The organism is Streptomyces sp. So13.3, from assembly GCF_005860785.2.
GTDB lineage: Bacteria > Actinomycetota > Actinomycetes > Streptomycetales > Streptomycetaceae > Actinacidiphila > Actinacidiphila fildesensis.
Genome location: NZ_CP048835.1, coordinates 7,983,600 through 7,998,844 on the forward strand (window position 1 = coordinate 7,983,600; position 15,245 = coordinate 7,998,844).

At 70.1% G+C, this 15,245-nt stretch carries 13 protein-coding genes and 2 pseudogenes; 7 read left to right on the forward strand and 8 right to left on the reverse strand.

All coding sequences use genetic code 11. The features are described 5' to 3' along the window. Positions 1-43: 43 nt before the first annotated feature. Positions 44-1,795: a serine/threonine-protein kinase gene (locus tag C8250_RS35725; RefSeq protein ID WP_138352460.1), complete on the reverse strand. Its 1,752-nt coding sequence runs from the start codon at positions 1,793-1,795 to the stop codon at positions 44-46. 324 nt (positions 1,796-2,119) lie between these two features. On the opposite strand from C8250_RS35725, the gene C8250_RS35730 reads away from it, so the two are divergent. Beyond that, positions 2,120-2,518, forward strand: coding sequence for a hypothetical protein (locus tag C8250_RS35730; protein ID WP_138352461.1), 399 nt, complete (start codon positions 2,120-2,122; stop codon positions 2,516-2,518). A 186-nt stretch (positions 2,519-2,704) separates the two neighbouring features. Here the strand turns inward: C8250_RS35730 and C8250_RS35735 are convergent, their stop codons facing one another. From C8250_RS35735 to C8250_RS35745, 3 genes are all read right to left on the reverse strand, one after another. After that, positions 2,705-3,619, reverse strand: a complete 915-nt coding sequence (locus C8250_RS35735) for a hypothetical protein (protein WP_244809579.1) — start codon at positions 3,617-3,619, stop codon at positions 2,705-2,707. Between the two features lie 67 nt (positions 3,620-3,686). Next, entirely contained in the window at positions 3,687-4,169 is a 483-nt protein-coding gene (locus tag C8250_RS35740; protein ID WP_187145123.1) for a GNAT family N-acetyltransferase, read from the reverse strand. A gap of 211 nt (positions 4,170-4,380) precedes the next feature. After that, the gene (locus C8250_RS35745; RefSeq protein ID WP_138352464.1) at positions 4,381-4,665 is read right to left on the reverse strand and encodes a hypothetical protein; all 285 of its coding nucleotides are present in this window, start codon (positions 4,663-4,665) and stop codon (positions 4,381-4,383) included. A 455-nt stretch (positions 4,666-5,120) separates the two neighbouring features. Here C8250_RS35745 and C8250_RS35750 point away from each other — a divergent pair, with 455 nt between their 5' ends. The 4 genes from C8250_RS35750 to C8250_RS35765 all read left to right on the forward strand — a co-directional run bounded on the left by C8250_RS35750 (position 5,121) and on the right by C8250_RS35765 (position 8,460). After that, positions 5,121-5,639, forward strand: a complete 519-nt coding sequence (locus tag C8250_RS35750) for a hypothetical protein (RefSeq protein WP_138352465.1) — start codon at positions 5,121-5,123, stop codon at positions 5,637-5,639. An 89-nt stretch (positions 5,640-5,728) separates the two neighbouring features. Further along, positions 5,729-6,574 (forward strand): DUF4097 family beta strand repeat-containing protein, encoded by an 846-nt coding sequence (locus tag C8250_RS35755; protein WP_138352466.1) that lies wholly within the window; start codon positions 5,729-5,731, stop codon positions 6,572-6,574. Positions 6,575-6,670: 96 nt separating this feature from the next. Continuing rightward, positions 6,671-7,657, forward strand: a complete 987-nt coding sequence (locus C8250_RS35760) for an ATP-binding cassette domain-containing protein (protein WP_138352467.1) — start codon at positions 6,671-6,673, stop codon at positions 7,655-7,657. A gap of 11 nt (positions 7,658-7,668) precedes the next feature. Further along, positions 7,669-8,460, forward strand: a complete 792-nt coding sequence (locus C8250_RS35765) for an ABC transporter permease (RefSeq protein WP_138352468.1) — start codon at positions 7,669-7,671, stop codon at positions 8,458-8,460. Between the two features lie 363 nt (positions 8,461-8,823). On the opposite strand, the pseudogene C8250_RS35770 reads toward C8250_RS35765, so the two are convergent. Continuing rightward, positions 8,824-8,972 (reverse strand): annotated as a pseudogene (locus tag C8250_RS35770) (IS1182 family transposase); the annotation flags it as partial. Positions 8,973-9,133: 161 nt separating this feature from the next. Further along, positions 9,134-9,586, reverse strand: coding sequence for a MarR family winged helix-turn-helix transcriptional regulator (locus C8250_RS35775; RefSeq protein ID WP_138352469.1), 453 nt, complete (start codon positions 9,584-9,586; stop codon positions 9,134-9,136). Positions 9,587-9,665: 79 nt separating this feature from the next. On the opposite strand from C8250_RS35775, the gene C8250_RS35780 reads away from it, so the two are divergent. Together C8250_RS35780 and C8250_RS35785 are read left to right on the forward strand one after the other, a co-directional pair. Continuing rightward, positions 9,666-10,565: an alpha/beta hydrolase gene (locus tag C8250_RS35780; protein ID WP_138352470.1), complete on the forward strand. Its 900-nt coding sequence runs from the start codon at positions 9,666-9,668 to the stop codon at positions 10,563-10,565. 141 nt (positions 10,566-10,706) lie between these two features. After that, positions 10,707-11,081: pseudogene (locus C8250_RS35785) on the forward strand (diaminopimelate decarboxylase); the annotation flags it as partial. A gap of 18 nt (positions 11,082-11,099) precedes the next feature. Here the strand turns inward: C8250_RS35785 and C8250_RS35790 are convergent. Further along, on the reverse strand, positions 11,100-12,989 hold the full coding sequence (locus tag C8250_RS35790; protein WP_138352471.1) for an ABC transporter ATP-binding protein: 1,890 nt from the start codon (positions 12,987-12,989) through the stop codon (positions 11,100-11,102). Positions 12,990-14,161: 1,172 nt separating this feature from the next. Further along, positions 14,162-15,118, reverse strand: coding sequence for a hypothetical protein (locus C8250_RS35795; RefSeq protein WP_244809581.1), 957 nt, complete (start codon positions 15,116-15,118; stop codon positions 14,162-14,164). Positions 15,119-15,245 lie beyond the last annotated feature (127 nt).

A 15,245-nucleotide genomic window follows, 5' to 3' on the forward strand; every position in this document is an offset into this window, starting at 1 on the left:
CGACCGGCCCGGTGGGGGAGCGGGGACGGGCCCCGGCAGAGGCTCAGCAGTGGTAGGCGGGGCCCTTCTGTTTGGTGAGGTTGTCGTTGGACATCCAGCCTGCGGTCTTGGTGCCGTCGATCCGCACGTAGGTCCAGGTGTGGCCGTACGCGTTGAGGATGAAGCAGTGGTAGAAGACCTTCGCTCCCGACTTGGCCATCGCCACGTCCGGGCATACCGCGTACGGGCCGGTCGTGAGGTGGAAGCTGCCGGTCATGTAGCCGTAGGTGCCTGGATGCGGGTCCTGGTGGGTCCATCCGGTGCAGCTCTTCGACACCGCGCTCGCCGACGTGCTGGGGGCCGCCGGCGACGACGGCGCACCCCCGGCCTTGCTGCCGGAGGCGGAAGGGCTGCCGGCGTCACCCGGACTCGTGCCGCCGGACGGCTTCGTGGGCTTTCCGGACGTGCGAGAGGAGGACGCGGACGCTCCCGGGGACTTCGAGCCGGTCTTCTTGCCGGTCTTTCCATCGGCCTTCTCGCCCGCGATGTTGGCCTCGCCCTGCGGGGTGCCACTGGAGCCGGCCGCGTGGTTCTGCTGCCCGGCACCGCCCGAATCACCCGTTCCCACCAGGGCGTACGCCAGTCCGCCGCCGGCCAGTACAACGGCGGCGGCCGCCGCCGCGACGGTGATGCGGCCGCGGTTACGACGGCGCGAGGGGAGCGGCTCGGTGCGCCGTTCCCTGCCACCGGCGGGGGAGACGAGAGGACCGCCCGAGCCGCCCAGGCCGGCGGACGGCCGGTATCCGGCGGCTCCGGGTGGCGGCGCCGCTTCCGCGGGAGACGCGGCGGGTGCGGGCGGCCGCCCGGCGGATGCGTTGCCCGCTCCCGCGACGGCCGGAGGCACCGGCCGGCGCAGCGGAGCGGCTCCCGCCACGGACGCGGGCGGCACACTCGTGCCGCTCCCGGCGGCGACCGTCTCCAGCATCCGGCGCGCCTGGTCGGCGGACGGGCGGTCCGCCGGTTCCTTGGACATCAGTGCGAGGAGCACCGGCGCCAGCGGGCCGGACTGCCGGGGTTCCGGCAGCGGGTCCCCGACGATCGCGTTGAGCGTGGACCAGACGGAGGTGCGGCGGAACGCCGAACCGCCCTCCACCGCCGCGTAGAGCGTCATGCCGAGCGCCCAGATGTCCGAAGCGGGGCCGGGCTCCTGGCCCTTGGCGCGCTCCGGCGCGAGGAAGTCGAGCGAACCGACGATGACCCCGTCCTGGGTCAGCTTGGTCATCGCGTCCTCGTCGGGGGCTTCCACACTGGCGATGCCGAAGTCGGTGAGCACCACCCGCCCACTGCGGTCGAGGAGCACATTGCCGGGCTTGACGTCCCGGTGCAGCACCCCGGCCCGGTGCGCCGCGTCGAGCGCGTCCATCACCTTGGCGCCGATCGCGGCGGCCTCGCGCGGATCCATCGCGCCGTTCTCCGCCAGCACGTCGTCGAGGGAGGGGCCCTGGATCAACTCCATGACGATGACCGGCAGTCCCTGCTCCTCGGTCACGTCGTGCACGGTGATGACACCGCTGTGACGGATACGGGCGGCGGCCCGCGCCTCGCGCTGCATCCGGGCCCGGAGGTCGGCCAGTTCGGGTCCTGACGCGTCGTTGTACGCGCGCAGGACCTTGACCGCGACCTCCCGGCCCAGCACCTCGTCCACCGCGCGGCAGACGACGCCCATGCCGCCCCGGCCCAGCTGCGCGGTCACCCGGTAACGCCCGGCTATGACCGTGCCGACCAGTTCGCCGCCGTTCGTGTCCCCCGTCGTCACCCTTGCTCCGTCCCATCCTGTTCAATTCCGTCGCGCGTCGCCCGGCTGTCGTCCGTCTGCCGTCCGGCGGTCTTCCGGCGGTCTTCCGTGTCCGCGACGTGGCGGGCTCCAGCGTAGGGGGTGAGGTCAGGGGCGGTGGCTGCCGGGTCGTCCGGCCACGGCCGCGTCAACCCCCTAAAGCTGGGGATACCTGGATCTTCGCGGTCGGATCACTATCGGAACGGTCGTCGCGAGGCGTTCTCCCACCGATCCGGATGAGGGGACACCCCTGCGAGGCATCCGCACCTCAGCGCATCCGCGCTCAGTTCCGATGGAAGGGGAATCATGAAGAAGTCGCACCGATTGATGACGTTGTCGGCGACCGTGGGGCTCATGGCCGGCGGCGGGTTCTTCGCCTCGTCGGCCTCTGCGGGCACCGTGGCGTCGGCCGCCCCGAAGGCTCCTGTCCTGGTCAGCAAGCAGATCTCGGCCGCGGGGTCGCCGGCGGCGACCCTCTGCTGGACGGGGGTCCGCGACGAACAGCCGCTGACCTGGTTCGGTGCGCCGGTCACGGCGTCACAGCCCGTCGTCGCCTCCGCCTCCGAGGGCGTTCTCCATGGAGAGGGCGCCAACGACGCACACGTCTACTCGGAAGGCGTCACCGTGCTCAACAGCGCGGTGATCGTCAGGATCCACACGGGCTGGGGCGATCCGCTCAACGTCTGCGTCCACTACCTCGGCTGAGGCCGGCACCGTCAACGATGAGTCCGTGGCAATAGTATGGTAATAACAAGCCCTTTGGCTTCCCCATTGTCCTTGAGGAAAGGACCGAACAAGCAGCGGGGGAGCGGGGCTTACGGCAGTGCTTACGGCGAGGCTCACAGCGAGGCGGCTCACGAGGTCACGCCCAGGAAGAACCGCAGCGCGGAACTACACCTGTGATGCGGCGTGTTGGTCCTCGGCGGCCCGGCGCAGCTGCTCCATCTTCGGGGGCAGGAGCCGTCGCAGTTCCTCGTACCGGGAGCGCCCGGCGCGGTAGGAGGTGATCAGTCCGTTCTCCTCCAGCGGCATCCCGGCCGGCCGCAGGGTGGCCCGGCCGTCGTCGTCCAGGGTGCCCGCGTGGTTCATGCGGAGGCTCACCCACAGGCGGGTGGTGCCGTGCGCGTGGCTCATCAGATCGGCGCGCAGCGGCAGCCACCGGTCGAGTGCGGCCCGGCTCAGGTCCGACAGCGGCAGCCATTCGCTCTCGGTCGCGACGCCGGTGCCGTGCTGCGGCTGCCGCCGCGAATGGATTCCGGTGTGCGGGCGGCTGTCGTCGCCGGTGAGATGCGTGACGCGCTGCACGGTCAGTTCGCCGGACCGTGATCGGGTGTCGAGCAGCAGGGCGAGTACGGCGGTCAGCCGGATCCGGCCGGGGGAGAGGTGGCCGCCGAGGTCCTGGCCGAGCTGCCGCCGCAGCGCGGCGAGCTGACCTGACTCGGGGGTGGGCCGCAGTATCGGGGTGCCGCCGCCGAGCGGCAGTCGGGGCAGGCCCAGTGCCTGCCGGGCGAGGTTCAGACAGTCGTAGCGGGCCTGGTTGGTGGGCGGGGAGGTCGGCGGGCGCCGTCCGCCGACGAGCCGGTGGCGCAGCGCGCCGGACTCGGCGAGGCGCAGGTAGGTCTCCAACGTTGCGGTCTCCAGCAGCCGTCGCAGGTTGCGCCGGGCCGTCACCGGCAGCGCGTCCCGCTCCAGCGCCGCCGCGAGTTCCCGCCGCACCATGCCCAGCTGCCGCCGGCGGGCTTCTCCTACGCCGGGCAGCGCGGCGAGCAGCGTGTCGAGTGCGGTGAGGGAGGGGTAGCCGGGCACTCGTCGATTGTCGCGCACCGATGGCTGGTCTCGCCCATGAGCCGCGTGGGTGGGGGAGTGCGGCGCGTCACGGTGTCGCGTGGTCGTACCGGAGCCATACGTAGGCAACCGGTTGGATGGCGTTCCAGCTCTCGGCGAGGCGGGGGTCGACCGGTGCGAAGCCGGCGGCCCGGTAGCACCGCAGGGCGCGGTCGTTGTCGGGGTGCACGCGCAGGAAGACGGCGGTATGACCCGTCAGCAGTGCCTGGGTGAGCAGCTCGCGGACCAGGGTCCGTCCGTGACCATTCCCGCGGGCGTCGGGGGCGACGATGATCCGGGCGAGCTCGATCTCCTGCTCCTCGGCGTCGATCCACAACTCCCCGTAGCCGATGGGTCTTTCGCCGTCGACGAGCAGATGCGCCCGGACGTCGTCGGCCTGCTGCCAGGCCTCGACCGTGCGCGCGGGCAGGGGGAACTCCCGCAGGCCGCACCACATCGACACCTCTGCGGGGGTGAGCGGCCAGCCGGCCACCATGACCGCGTGCGTCCGGTCGAAAGGCAGAAGATCCATGGTCCCGCAGGTGATCGGTGGCGGATCCCGTCCGGGTCCGCCTTCCGCTGTGGTGTGCACCTGAGTATGGGTCCCCGACCGTCCTGGGTACATGTCCTGGGCGCGGGCTTCCGGGCGCACGCCCTGGGCACAGGCTTCCGGACCGGCAAAGCGCCTGGAAGGGCGGCCACGACGCCGGCCCGACGGTCTCCGCCGTTCGGGTGATGCCCGCTTACGCCTCGGGCACCCAGTAGTCGTGCACCGGCGAGACCTTCGGCATCTCGCCCATGGGGAGTCCGAGCTCCTGCGCGGCCGGCATGAGGAGGTCCGAGAACGTCCGCATGCTCTCCTCGGACTCCCAGACGTCGAAGATCTGCATCCCCGAGCCGGTCGGGATGGCGACGTGGGACATACAGCCCTTGAACGTGTCACCGGGCAAGGCCTGGAGCTTGGCGTTCAGGGCGTCGTACTGTGCGGTCGTCACGCCTGCCAATTCGGCCTGGATGAAAATCGCCATGGGGGTCTCCTCCGTGTGGCTTTTCCGGTTCCTCCCCGCCGCCCCGATGACGGCCTGCGCCGGAGCCAGCACACCACGGGCGTCCGCCGACGGCATTCCGTTCGGCGCCATCCGGGTGCGGCCTGCCGGCCTCCCGGAAAGTCGGCGGCGCGGAAGCCGGCCGCCGGCAAGTCGGCCGCAGGGCGCGGTCTGTACACCACCGTCGCCCTGCGCCGCGGCGGGACGCCCGTGGCCGTGCCCGCGCTCACTCCCGGAACGGTGACCACCGACTGGCAAGGAGCGATGGCACCGCTTGGCGCCACTCCGCGACAATCTGGCGCCATGAACCCCCGCCCTCTCCCGTACGCCCTTGACCTGCAATGACGTACCTGTCTGTCGTTCCTCGGCCATGCCACGCGCCACGGGTGGCGCCTTTGTGCTTGCCAATGGCGCCATAGTGGTGCCACTATTGCGTCATGGACCTCACGCCGTACGTCGAAACACTCCGCAGGGAACTGGCGGTGGCCGCCGAAGCCGGGGGTGACGAAGCCCGCGAGCTCGCCGAGCGGCTGACCGCGCCGCTGGAGTCGGCCACCCGCCTGACCATGCTCAATGTGCTGTCCGCCGCCATGGCCGAGGTCACCCGTGAACTCGCCCCCGGCTCGGTCGACGTACGACTGCGCGGTCTCGACCCCGACTTCGTCGTGATGCTGCCGCAGCACGAGGACCGGAGCGAACCCCTCGACGCACCGGCGCCCGCACCGGCCCCGGTCCCCGCCGACACGGACGAGGGCGGCACCGCCCGCGTCAATCTGCGCCTGCCCGCCCATCTCAAGAACCGTGCCGAGGACGCCGCGGCACGCGAGGGCCTCTCTGTCAACGCATGGCTCGTACGGGTCGTGTCGGCCGCGGTCGACACGGGCGACGCCACCACCCCCCGTACTCCCGGGAAGACCAGGACCATCGGCCAGAGCTTCACGGGCTGGGTGCACTGACCAGCCCTTCAGAACACTTCCACTCACACCACGTCCCACCAGCGGGGACGCCACGAAAACCCAGGACGACCCAAGAGGACGGGACAGCCATGCCTGCTTTCGACACTCCCCAGCCGATCTCGGTCAACGCCCGCGTGGACGCGGGATCCATCCAGTTCGCCGCGGCCGACCGCGCCGACACCGTCGTGGACGTGACTCCCCGCGACCCGAAGAAGGACAAGGACGTACGGGCCGCCGAGCAGACCGAGGTCACCTACTCGGGCGGTGTCCTGACCATCAGGACACCCAAGACGCGCTATCTCGTCGGGGCCACCGGCGCCGTCGACGTGACGGTCGAGCTGCCCACCGGCTCACGCGTCGAAATGACCGGCTCCTGGACCCAGGTGCTCGGCGAGGGCCGGCTCGGCGAGGTCCGCGTGAAGACCTCGTCCGGCGACGTCCGCCTCGACACGACCGGGCCGCTGCACCTGACCGCGTCCCACGGCTCCATCACCGTGGACCACGTCGAGGGCTCCGCCGAGGTCACCACCAGTTCCGGCAGCCTGCGCGTCGGCACCGTCAACGGCACCGCCGTCCTGAAGAACTCGCACGGCACCACGACCGTCGGCACCGCGACCGGCGACCTCCGGGTCAGCGGCTCCAACGGCGACATCACCATCGAGCGCGCCGAGGGCTCGGTCGCCGCCACCACCGCGAACGGCACCCTGCGCGTCGCCGAAGTCGCCCGTGGGAACGTCCAGTTGGAGACCAACTACGGCGCCATCGACATCGGTATCCGTGCGGGCACCGCGGCTTGGCTCGACGTCAGCTCCGGCCGCGGGCAGGTACGCAACGCGCTCGACGCCTCCGAGGCTCCGGAGAAGACCGAGGACACCGTCGAGGTCCGCGCCCGGACCCGCTGGGGCAACATCGACATCCGCCGCGCCCGCGCCTGACAGTCCGCCCCGCACTCCTTCCAGCGCTCCTTCCAGCACTCCCTTCCAGTCACTTCATCCAGTTGCTTCGTTCCAGCCTTCGATCGGGAGAGGCCCATGCCTTCATCTGTCATGCCCATGCCCAATAGTGGCGACGGTCAGAAGCCGCCCGCCGCCGTCTCCGCCGTCGGCCTGCGCAAGTCCTACGGCGACAAGCTCGTGCTCGACGGGATCGACCTGCGCATCCCGGCGGGTACCGTCTTCGCGCTGCTCGGCCCGAACGGCGCCGGCAAGACCACCGCCGTCAAGATCCTCTCCACGCTCATCACCGCCGACGGCGGTCAGGCCCAGGTCGGGGGCCACGACCTGGCCGCCGATCCGCAGGCGGTGCGTGCCGCGATCGGTGTCACCGGGCAGTTCTCGGCCGTTGACGGTCTGATCACGGGTGAGGAGAACATGCTCCTGATGGCGGATCTGCACCACCTGCCGAAGCAGGAGGGGCGGCGGGTCGCCGCCGAGCTGCTGGAGCGCTTCGATCTGGTGGAGGCGGCGAAGAAGCCGGCCTCCACCTACTCGGGCGGTATGAAGCGGCGCCTCGACATCGCCATGACGCTGGTCGGGAACCCGCGGATCATCTTCCTCGACGAGCCGACCACCGGTCTCGACCCGCGCAGCCGGCACAACATGTGGGGGATCATCCGCGAGTTGGTCTCCGACGGCGTCACCGTCTTCCTCACCACCCAGTACCTGGACGAGGCCGACGAGCTCGCCGACCGTATCGCGGTGCTCAACGACGGGAAGATCGCCGCCGAGGGCACCGCGGATGAGCTGAAGCGGCTCATTCCGGGTGGTCATGTCCGGCTGCGGTTCTCCGATCCGGCCGTGTACCAGGCCGCCGCCGTCGCCCTGCGTGAGGTCACGCGGGACGACGAGGCGCTGGCGCTGCAGATCCTCTGCGACGGCAGTCAGCGCGAGCTGCGCGTCATCCTCGACTGGCTGGACGCGGCCGAGATCGAGGCGGACGAGCTGACCGTGCACACCCCCGACCTCGACGACGTCTTCTTCGCCCTGACCGGCGGGAACAACGTCCCCAACCAGTCCTAGGAGACCGTCCGATGAGTGCCTTCTCCCTCGCCGTCCGCGACTCGAACACGATGCTGCGCCGCAACCTCCTGCACGCCCGGCGCTACCCGTCCCTCACCCTGAACCTGCTGCTCACGCCGATCATGCTGTTGCTGCTCTTCGTCTACATCTTCGGCGATGTGATGAGCGCGGGCATCGGTGGCGGCGGCGCCGACCGCTCCGACTACATCGCCTACATCGTCCCGGGCATCCTGCTGATGACCATCGGCGGAACCGTGGTCGGGACCGCGGTGTCGGTCTCCAACGACATGACCGAGGGCATCATCGCCCGCTTCCGCACGATGGCGATCCACCGTGGCTCGGTGCTCGTCGGGCACGTCGTCGGCAGCGTGCTGCAGTCGGTCATGAGTGTGGTCCTCGTCGGCGCCGTCGCCATGGCCATCGGCTTCCGGTCCACGGACGCCACCGTCCTGGAGTGGCTGGCGGCGTTCGGGCTGCTCGTGCTCTTCGCCATGGCGCTCACCTGGATCGCCGTCGGCATGGGCCTGATCAGTCCGAACGCCGAGGCCGCCAGCAACAACGCACTGCCGATGATCCTGCTGCCGCTCTTCTCCAGCGCCTTCATCCCGATCGACACCATGCCGGGCTGGTTCCAGCCGATCGCCGAATACCAGCCCTTCACCCCGGCCATCGAGACGCTGCGCGGCCTGCTGCTCGGCACCGGGATCGGCAACAACGGATGGCTCACCATCGCCTGGAGCCTGGGCCTGACCGTACTCGGATACTTCTGGTCGACCTCGAAGTTCAACCAGGACCCCAAGTAACCGCCATGACGACGCGGGCCCCTTCCCGCAACTCCTCCCGCCCCAGGGCGGCGTACCCGACACCGCGTCGGCGTACGCCGCCCGGGCGTTTCTACGCTCCGCTGCCCGCCGCGTCGAGGACGTCGCGGACGCCGAGTTCAACGTCTATCTCGAGCGTGACCACGCCGACCCCGCCGCCGACTCGGTGGGCTACCGGCAGCATGCGCTGTGGCTCAGCCAGGACGAACTCGCCGAGATGATCGGTGGGATGCGTGCCGCGATCGTGGCCCAGCTGCGTAACGAGCCGTCACCGGACCGCAGTCAGCATCTGCTCTCCCCGATCCTGTTCCCGATCGGGGAACCGCCCGCACCGGAAAGCTAGGCGCCGTTGTGGCAGGTCATGATCTGTCCGAGGACGGTTCGACGATGGGCTTGCGGCGGCAGTAGGCGGCCTTGCCTGGTGTGGTCCGCAGCTTGCGGCCCATCCGTTCCTTGAGGGCGGCGTTCGCCGGGATGCGTCCGCGTGGTGCGGGTCGAACGCCCGGAACCGCCTGTCCACCACCGCCCCACGGCCCTGCGACCGACTCTTTCGGCCGGCTCGACCTCGAACAACCCGTCCCCACTACGCAGACCACCATCTCCCGCACGAATGATCGCGAAACACGGGCGGGTAGCCCATTGCTGGGACACGCTGCTAGCCGGCAGGCATTCCCGCCGAGGCGTCCTCCAGCGTCCTGCGTAGCAGGGCGACGGTGGAGGCCAACCGCTCCAGCGAGCCGGACGTCAGCGGCTCGGCGAGCCAGGAGCGCAGCCCGTCCTCGAAAGTGGGCGTGGCGGCGGCCAGCAGCGTGCCGCCATCGGGGGTCAGTTCCAGCAGTGACGAGCGGCGGTTGCTGGGATTGGGTCGCCGGACCACCCAGCCGGCGGCCTCCAAGCGGTCCACCGCCTTGCTGGTTGCCCCGACGGTGATGGCGGCCTCCTCGGCCAGGTCGTTGACCCGGCAGGCGTCCCGACTGTCGATGATGCGCAGGAACTCGAACTGGCCCATCGTCAGACCGTGCTCGGCGCGCAGTCGTTCGCCCAGCGCGTTGTAGAGCCTGGTCTCGTAGCGGACGAGATCCATGAACACCTGCGTGAGGTCGGTCACACTCTGCTCCAGATTCTCGGGAATGATATTCCTAGGAATATAGTTCCTAGTGAAGAACAGCACTCATCTGGAGGATCGCATGAGCAAGGCACAGCGCGCGACAATCGACACCCTGATGCGGCAGGCCCCGTTCGACGGCAGCCTCCCGCCGGAGCAACTGCGCAAGGACTTCGAAACCCAGATGACCTCGGGCCCGGCCCCGGCCGGGGTGACCGTCACCCCCTCCGTCCTCGGCGGCCGTCCCGCCCTGACCGTCGAGCCCGAGGGCAGCCCCGCCACCGGGACGATCATCTACTTCCACGGCGGATGCTGGGTCCTCGGCTCACCCGCCACGGCCCTGCAACTTACCGCCGCGCTGGTGCGCCGCACCGGCGTCCGCGCCGTCTCGGTCGACTACCGGCTCGCCCCCGAGCACCCCTTCCCCGCTGCCGTCGAGGACGGCCTCGCCGCCTACCGCGACCTGCTCGACCAGGGCGTTCCGGCCGAGCAGATCGTCCTGGCCGGGGAGTCGGCCGGCGGCGGTCTCAGCATCACCACCCTGCTCACCGCCCGCGAGGCCGGACTGCCGATGCCGGCCGCCGCGGTCGCCTTCTCCCCGGGCCTGGACGCCACTCGCTCGGGCGAGAGCATGACCACCAAGCACGACGCCGACCCACTCTTCACCCGCGCGGACCTGACCACCGTCTTCGCCCACTACCTGGCCGGACAGGACCCCGACCAGCCGCTGCTGAGCCCGGCCCTCCACGCCGACCTGACCGGGCTGCCACCGCTGCTGCTCCAGGCCGGCTCCAACGAGGTCCTGCTGGACGACTCCACCCGGTTCGCCGTCCGGGCGGCCGCTGCCGGGGTCGACGTCCAGCTCGACATCACCGCCGACGTCCCCCACGTCTTCCAGGCCTTCGAGGGCCTGCTGGACGAGGCCGACGCGGCCCTGGACCGCGCCGCCCGCTTCATCACCGCCGCACTGACCCGCACCTGAACCGTTCCGCTCTCCGACGGCACCTCCGGGTCCTGGAGCTCCTGGGATCCGCAGAGCGTCGGTGTCCTGCGCGTGGCCGGCATCGCGGCCGTCGTGTCCTGCGTGAACCTGCTGATCGGCTGAGGAGGCCCTTCATGTCTGCACGGCGTCGCGCTGCCCGAACTGGACCTCGGTGGCGGACACGCGGTTCCGTACGGGCCGGGGGAGAGCGCGCTCGACATCACCACGCTCGCGGACCGGATCCGCCATGAACTGGCCGACGGCTGCGCCCGATCGGGGCTGCCGCTGCCACGGCTGACCATCGAACCCGGCCGAGCGGTCGTCGGACCTGCCGGAGTCGCGCTCTACGACGTGGTGTCCGTCAAGCGGAGCGCGCAGCGAACGTTCGTCGCCGTACCGGTCGCCGGCGCCTACCACGTGTCGATGGCCTCCGGATACAACCTGGTCGGCCGCCCGCCCGTGGTCGCGGTCCCCGACGGCCGCGCACGGCTCCTGGTCCGCCGTCGCGGATCCTAGGCATTGGCTGACGACCAGCTACCGGTCTTGGGCAAGTCGGAGGAGTTCGGCGAAGGTGCCACCGGCGTGCACGAGGTCGTCGTAGTGGCCCTGCTCGGTGATGCGGCCGTGTTCCATGACCACGATGTGGTCGGCCACCTTCGTGTTCTCCAGCCGGTGAGTGACGACGATCGTGATGCGGTCCCCTGAGATGGATTTGATCTCTTCGAAGATCTGGTGCTCGCCTCGTGGGTCCATTTGGGAGGTGGGTTCGTCGAGGATCAGCAGGGAGGGTCGTCGGTACAGCGCTCGTGAGCAGGCAAGTCGTTGCCATTGGCCGCCGGACAGTTCGGCGCCGCCGAAGACTTCCCTGGCGAGGAGCGTGTCGAGTCCGTGAGGCAGGTCTTCGACAGCTTCCCGCATGCCGACCGCGTCGACTGCTTTCCATACGGGCGAGTCGTCGAAGGTGCGGGGCTGCCCCAGTGTCACGTTCTCGCGGACCCGTAGGGGCCATTGCGCGAAGATTTGCGGGACCAGTCCGGTGCAGGCCCAGACGCTTGCTGGATCGACGGCGGCCAGGTCCGAGCCGTTCCAGGTGACGCGGCCTTTGTCGGCGAGGTAGATGCCGGTGATCAGGCGGGTCAGGGTGCTCTTGCCTGAGCCGTTCACGCCGACGATCGCGAGGATGTCCCCGCGTCGCAGGGTCAGGGACACGCCGTCGACGGCCGGCTTGTCCTTGCCGGGGTACTGGTAGGTGGCCTCTTCCAGCCGGATCTCGTCCACCGGTGCGCGCATGGGCAGCTCGCCGCGCTTGGGGGCCTTCTTTGCCGCGTCGTCGAGGAAGGCCTGCATGTCGCTGAGGTACAGGCTGGTGTGGAAAACGGCGGCTCCGTTGAGGATGACCTGCGAGAGCGCGGCCAGGGTCGTCTGGACGGCGACGACCGCTGTGGCGGCGATGGCGAGCGCGACCCGGCCCGTCACGGCCATCCAGGCGAGAGCGACCCAAGTGGCAATGAGGAATGCCCCGCCCACGAGCGAGGACACCAGGGCGATCCGCAGCGTGCGGGGAGCGGCGGCCAGGGTGCGCTCGTCGACCCGCTCGGACAGCGATCGGTACCAGAACAACAGGTAGTCGGTCATTCCGTTGGCGCGGACTTCATCGCCGTACTTCGGGGTGGTGGACCACCACCGCATCATGCCCCGCACGTTGCGGTCCCCGACGTTCGCGTAGTGGATCTCGTAGTCCACCCGTGCGGCGAGCACCGCGCCGACGCCGGCGGGAAGCACCGCGAGCAGGAGCAGGGGCAGCATCAGCACGTTCAGCACCGACAGGACGGCGCTCGCGCTGATCATTCTGACCAGGGCCGACAGGAACCGCTGGGCGTCGGCGACCATGACATGCGTGCGCATCACCCCCATTTCAGCGGCCTCTTGACGATCGGCGAACCCGTCCACGGCATACGCCGCCGCTTCTACGCGGCAGACCGCCTCGACCAGTGCGGTGTCCGTCGCGGTGGTGAGCCTGGGTGTGATCCGCCGCTCCGCGTAGGTGGCCAGGGCGCCGGCCCCGCGGGTGAGCGCGGTGGCGGCAGCTACCACGAGCAGGGCCGGCAGGGCCTGGTGCAGCCGGTCAGCGACAGCACCGCTGCCGAGGATCGGGCGCATGGCCTTGGCGGTCGCGGTCAGGAGGACCGCTGCGGCCACTCCGGTGACGAGCTGACAGGACAGGAGCAGGAGGACGGCCCGACGGTCCATGTCCCAGGACATGGCGACGATGCGTCGCAGGACTGACGGGAGCTGTTCGCACAGCTTGCGGAAGGAGACTTCGCCGAGCGGGTTCACGGAGTATTCCCCCGTGTAGGTGATCTCGGCCGGTGGGGGAGGCGGGGGCGTGGCGGCGGGTGTGTCCTGGGTGTCGATCGAGGTCAACTGCTGTCCTCCTGCACGGTCGTTGTCATCGGTTCGGCGCTACCGGGGTCAACGAGGCAGGCCGCGATATCGAACACACGTGTTTGAGCCGGAGTGGATTCCGTACGAACGCGCGCGCGGCACAAGATGCGGAGTGCATCCACCCTTGGGGCGCCCGGGGCCCTGCCCGGCGCGGCCTTGGCCGAATCGCCGACGCTGATGAGCGTGGAGAACGTGGGTCTGGAGGGCTGTGTGGGGCCACGGTTGGATCGGTCGCCGGCGGGAGATGACAGGGCGGACGCTGCTGTGACGGCCCCGGCATGCTGCAGACCGTCAGCTACTGACCTTTTCGGCGTCGTGACCGTTGATGATCCCTTCGGTATGCGGTCTGCACGGCCGTTGGAGCGGTGGCGTCGTTCGTGGCGCGAGGGCGGCAGCGAAGCGCTGCGACCCTGCGGGCTCGGCGTAGCTGCCGAGGCCTTTCGAGGCGCAGCCAGTGCGCTCTGACGTCATGGGTTCGCCACCTCAAGGCCCACCGGACGACGCTGGAGCGCCGCCTCGAAGCACGGAGCGGTGTGGAAGGCGCCAACGCTGTCACCGTTGGTGCGGCGCTGTTCAACCGCTACCTGGCCAACTTTGAGGAACCGAACGGAGAGGGTGAGCAGGTCGTCATGCAGTCCTCGACTTGAGGATCTGCACCCGCTCGGCGGTGAGGGGACGCCCAGCCTTGCGGAGCTTGTGGATGATGGGCACGGCGGGATCCTCCAAGCGGCGGGAGCCGTCAGGACGCGTACGCGGTCGGTTCAGGGTGTGCCGGCGCCGTGGTTCGGGTCGAGCGCGATGAGCAGGACGATGGCGGTGACCCAGCTGAGGAGCGCTGCGATGATCAAGTAGGGCGCGTACTTGCGCATGGCGGCATTCCTTCTCCTCGCGGCCGGTTCCAGCGAGGGAAGCCGGAGATTGAAGCCGGCGATTGAAGCGTACGCACAGCCCGCGGCCATCAGGTCGATGACAAGCGGGCACAGGTGCCCCGACCCTGTGAGCAGGTCGATGGTGCATCCACGGGCCGGGACCGTGGCGGGCCGGGACGACCAGGGTCGGTGCCCGGCACCACAGCCACAGGCACACTCTTGACGGTTCTCCTCGCGGGGTCGCGGAAGACCCCGACAACGTCGGGGAGGGTAAGCCGCAGTTCAGCCGACGAGAGGGAGGTCGTGCCGGGGTGCCGCGGAGGCCGTGCCGAGACGTTCCAGCAGTAGTCCCTCCCGGGTGGACCAGGGGCAGATGTCGACGCTCTTGGCCTCGCACGCGGAGAGGAGGGCCTCGGCGACCAGAGCTCCGGCCAGGGACTGTCCCGCGCGGTGCCGGGAGATGCCCGGCAGGTGGGTGAGCAGGGCGGGGTCCGCTGCGGCCAGCACCGGGATCCATCCGCGCAACTGGGGCAGCGTCAGCTGCTGCCCGGCATGAGGCTTCATGTCCGGGGATGGGGATCCGGCCAGTTCGGCGAGCTGCTCGAAGGTCTTGGAGCAGGCGACGACGCGCCCGTTCCGGGAGGCCACCGGCAGGTCGGGCACTGCCCCCAGGGTATGGCTGAGGTACTCCCGGATCTCCTGCAGACGCCCCGCCGACGGGAGGGTGCCGGCCGGGAACCAGTCCCGGGTGATCCGGCGGGCGCCCAGCGGCAGCGAAAGTGTGCTGCGGGGCTGCTCTCCGCGGCCCGAGGCGATCTCCACGGTGCCACCGCCGATGTCCAGCATCAGCAGCGAGCCCGTCCCGGAGCCCGCCCACTGCCGGGCCGCCACATAGGCCAGGCGGGCCTCCTCCTCGCCGGGCAGAACCCGCAGCCGGGTCCCGGTGGCACGGGCCACCCGCGCGATGATCTCTTCCCGGTTGGGCGCGTCCCGGATGACGGAGGTCGCGAAGGGGAACACCGCCGACGGGCAGCCGAACCGGGCGGCGGCCGTCGCCTCGGCCACCGCGCGCTGCACGCTGGTGATTCCCGCCTCGCGTATGCGGCCTCTTCGGTCGAGCGACTCGTGCAACCGCAGCCGCGTCTTGTACGAGAAGACCGGCTTCAATCCCCCACCGGGCCGCCGCCGGACCACTGCCAGCAACGCGCTGTGGCACCCGACATCCAGTACTGCGGCCACTTCCGGGCGTGCCCCTTCCATCCGACTGTTTCCCCCGTTTCACAGTTCGATTGCGTTCGATCCTAGGCGGTGGGTGTCTGTGCGGGGTTGCTCGTGACACAACGTTGATCTCCGCCCATGGGCCGGT

Bases quoted from the DNA above. Each gene is read 5' to 3' on its own strand.
- C8250_RS35730 (WP_138352461.1), top strand. From the start codon at position 2,120: ATGAAGAAGTCGCACCGATTGATGACGTTGTCGGCGACCGTGGGGCTC.
- C8250_RS35740 (WP_187145123.1), bottom strand. From the start codon at position 4,169: ATGGATCTTCTGCCTTTCGACCGGACGCACGCGGTCATGGTGGCCGGC.
- C8250_RS35745 (WP_138352464.1), bottom strand. From the start codon at position 4,665: ATGGCGATTTTCATCCAGGCCGAATTGGCAGGCGTGACGACCGCACAG.
- C8250_RS35750 (WP_138352465.1), top strand. From the start codon at position 5,121: ATGGACCTCACGCCGTACGTCGAAACACTCCGCAGGGAACTGGCGGTG.
- C8250_RS35755 (WP_138352466.1), top strand. From the start codon at position 5,729: ATGCCTGCTTTCGACACTCCCCAGCCGATCTCGGTCAACGCCCGCGTG.
- C8250_RS35760 (WP_138352467.1), top strand. From the start codon at position 6,671: ATGCCTTCATCTGTCATGCCCATGCCCAATAGTGGCGACGGTCAGAAG.
- C8250_RS35765 (WP_138352468.1), top strand. From the start codon at position 7,669: ATGAGTGCCTTCTCCCTCGCCGTCCGCGACTCGAACACGATGCTGCGC.
- C8250_RS35780 (WP_138352470.1), top strand. From the start codon at position 9,666: ATGAGCAAGGCACAGCGCGCGACAATCGACACCCTGATGCGGCAGGCC.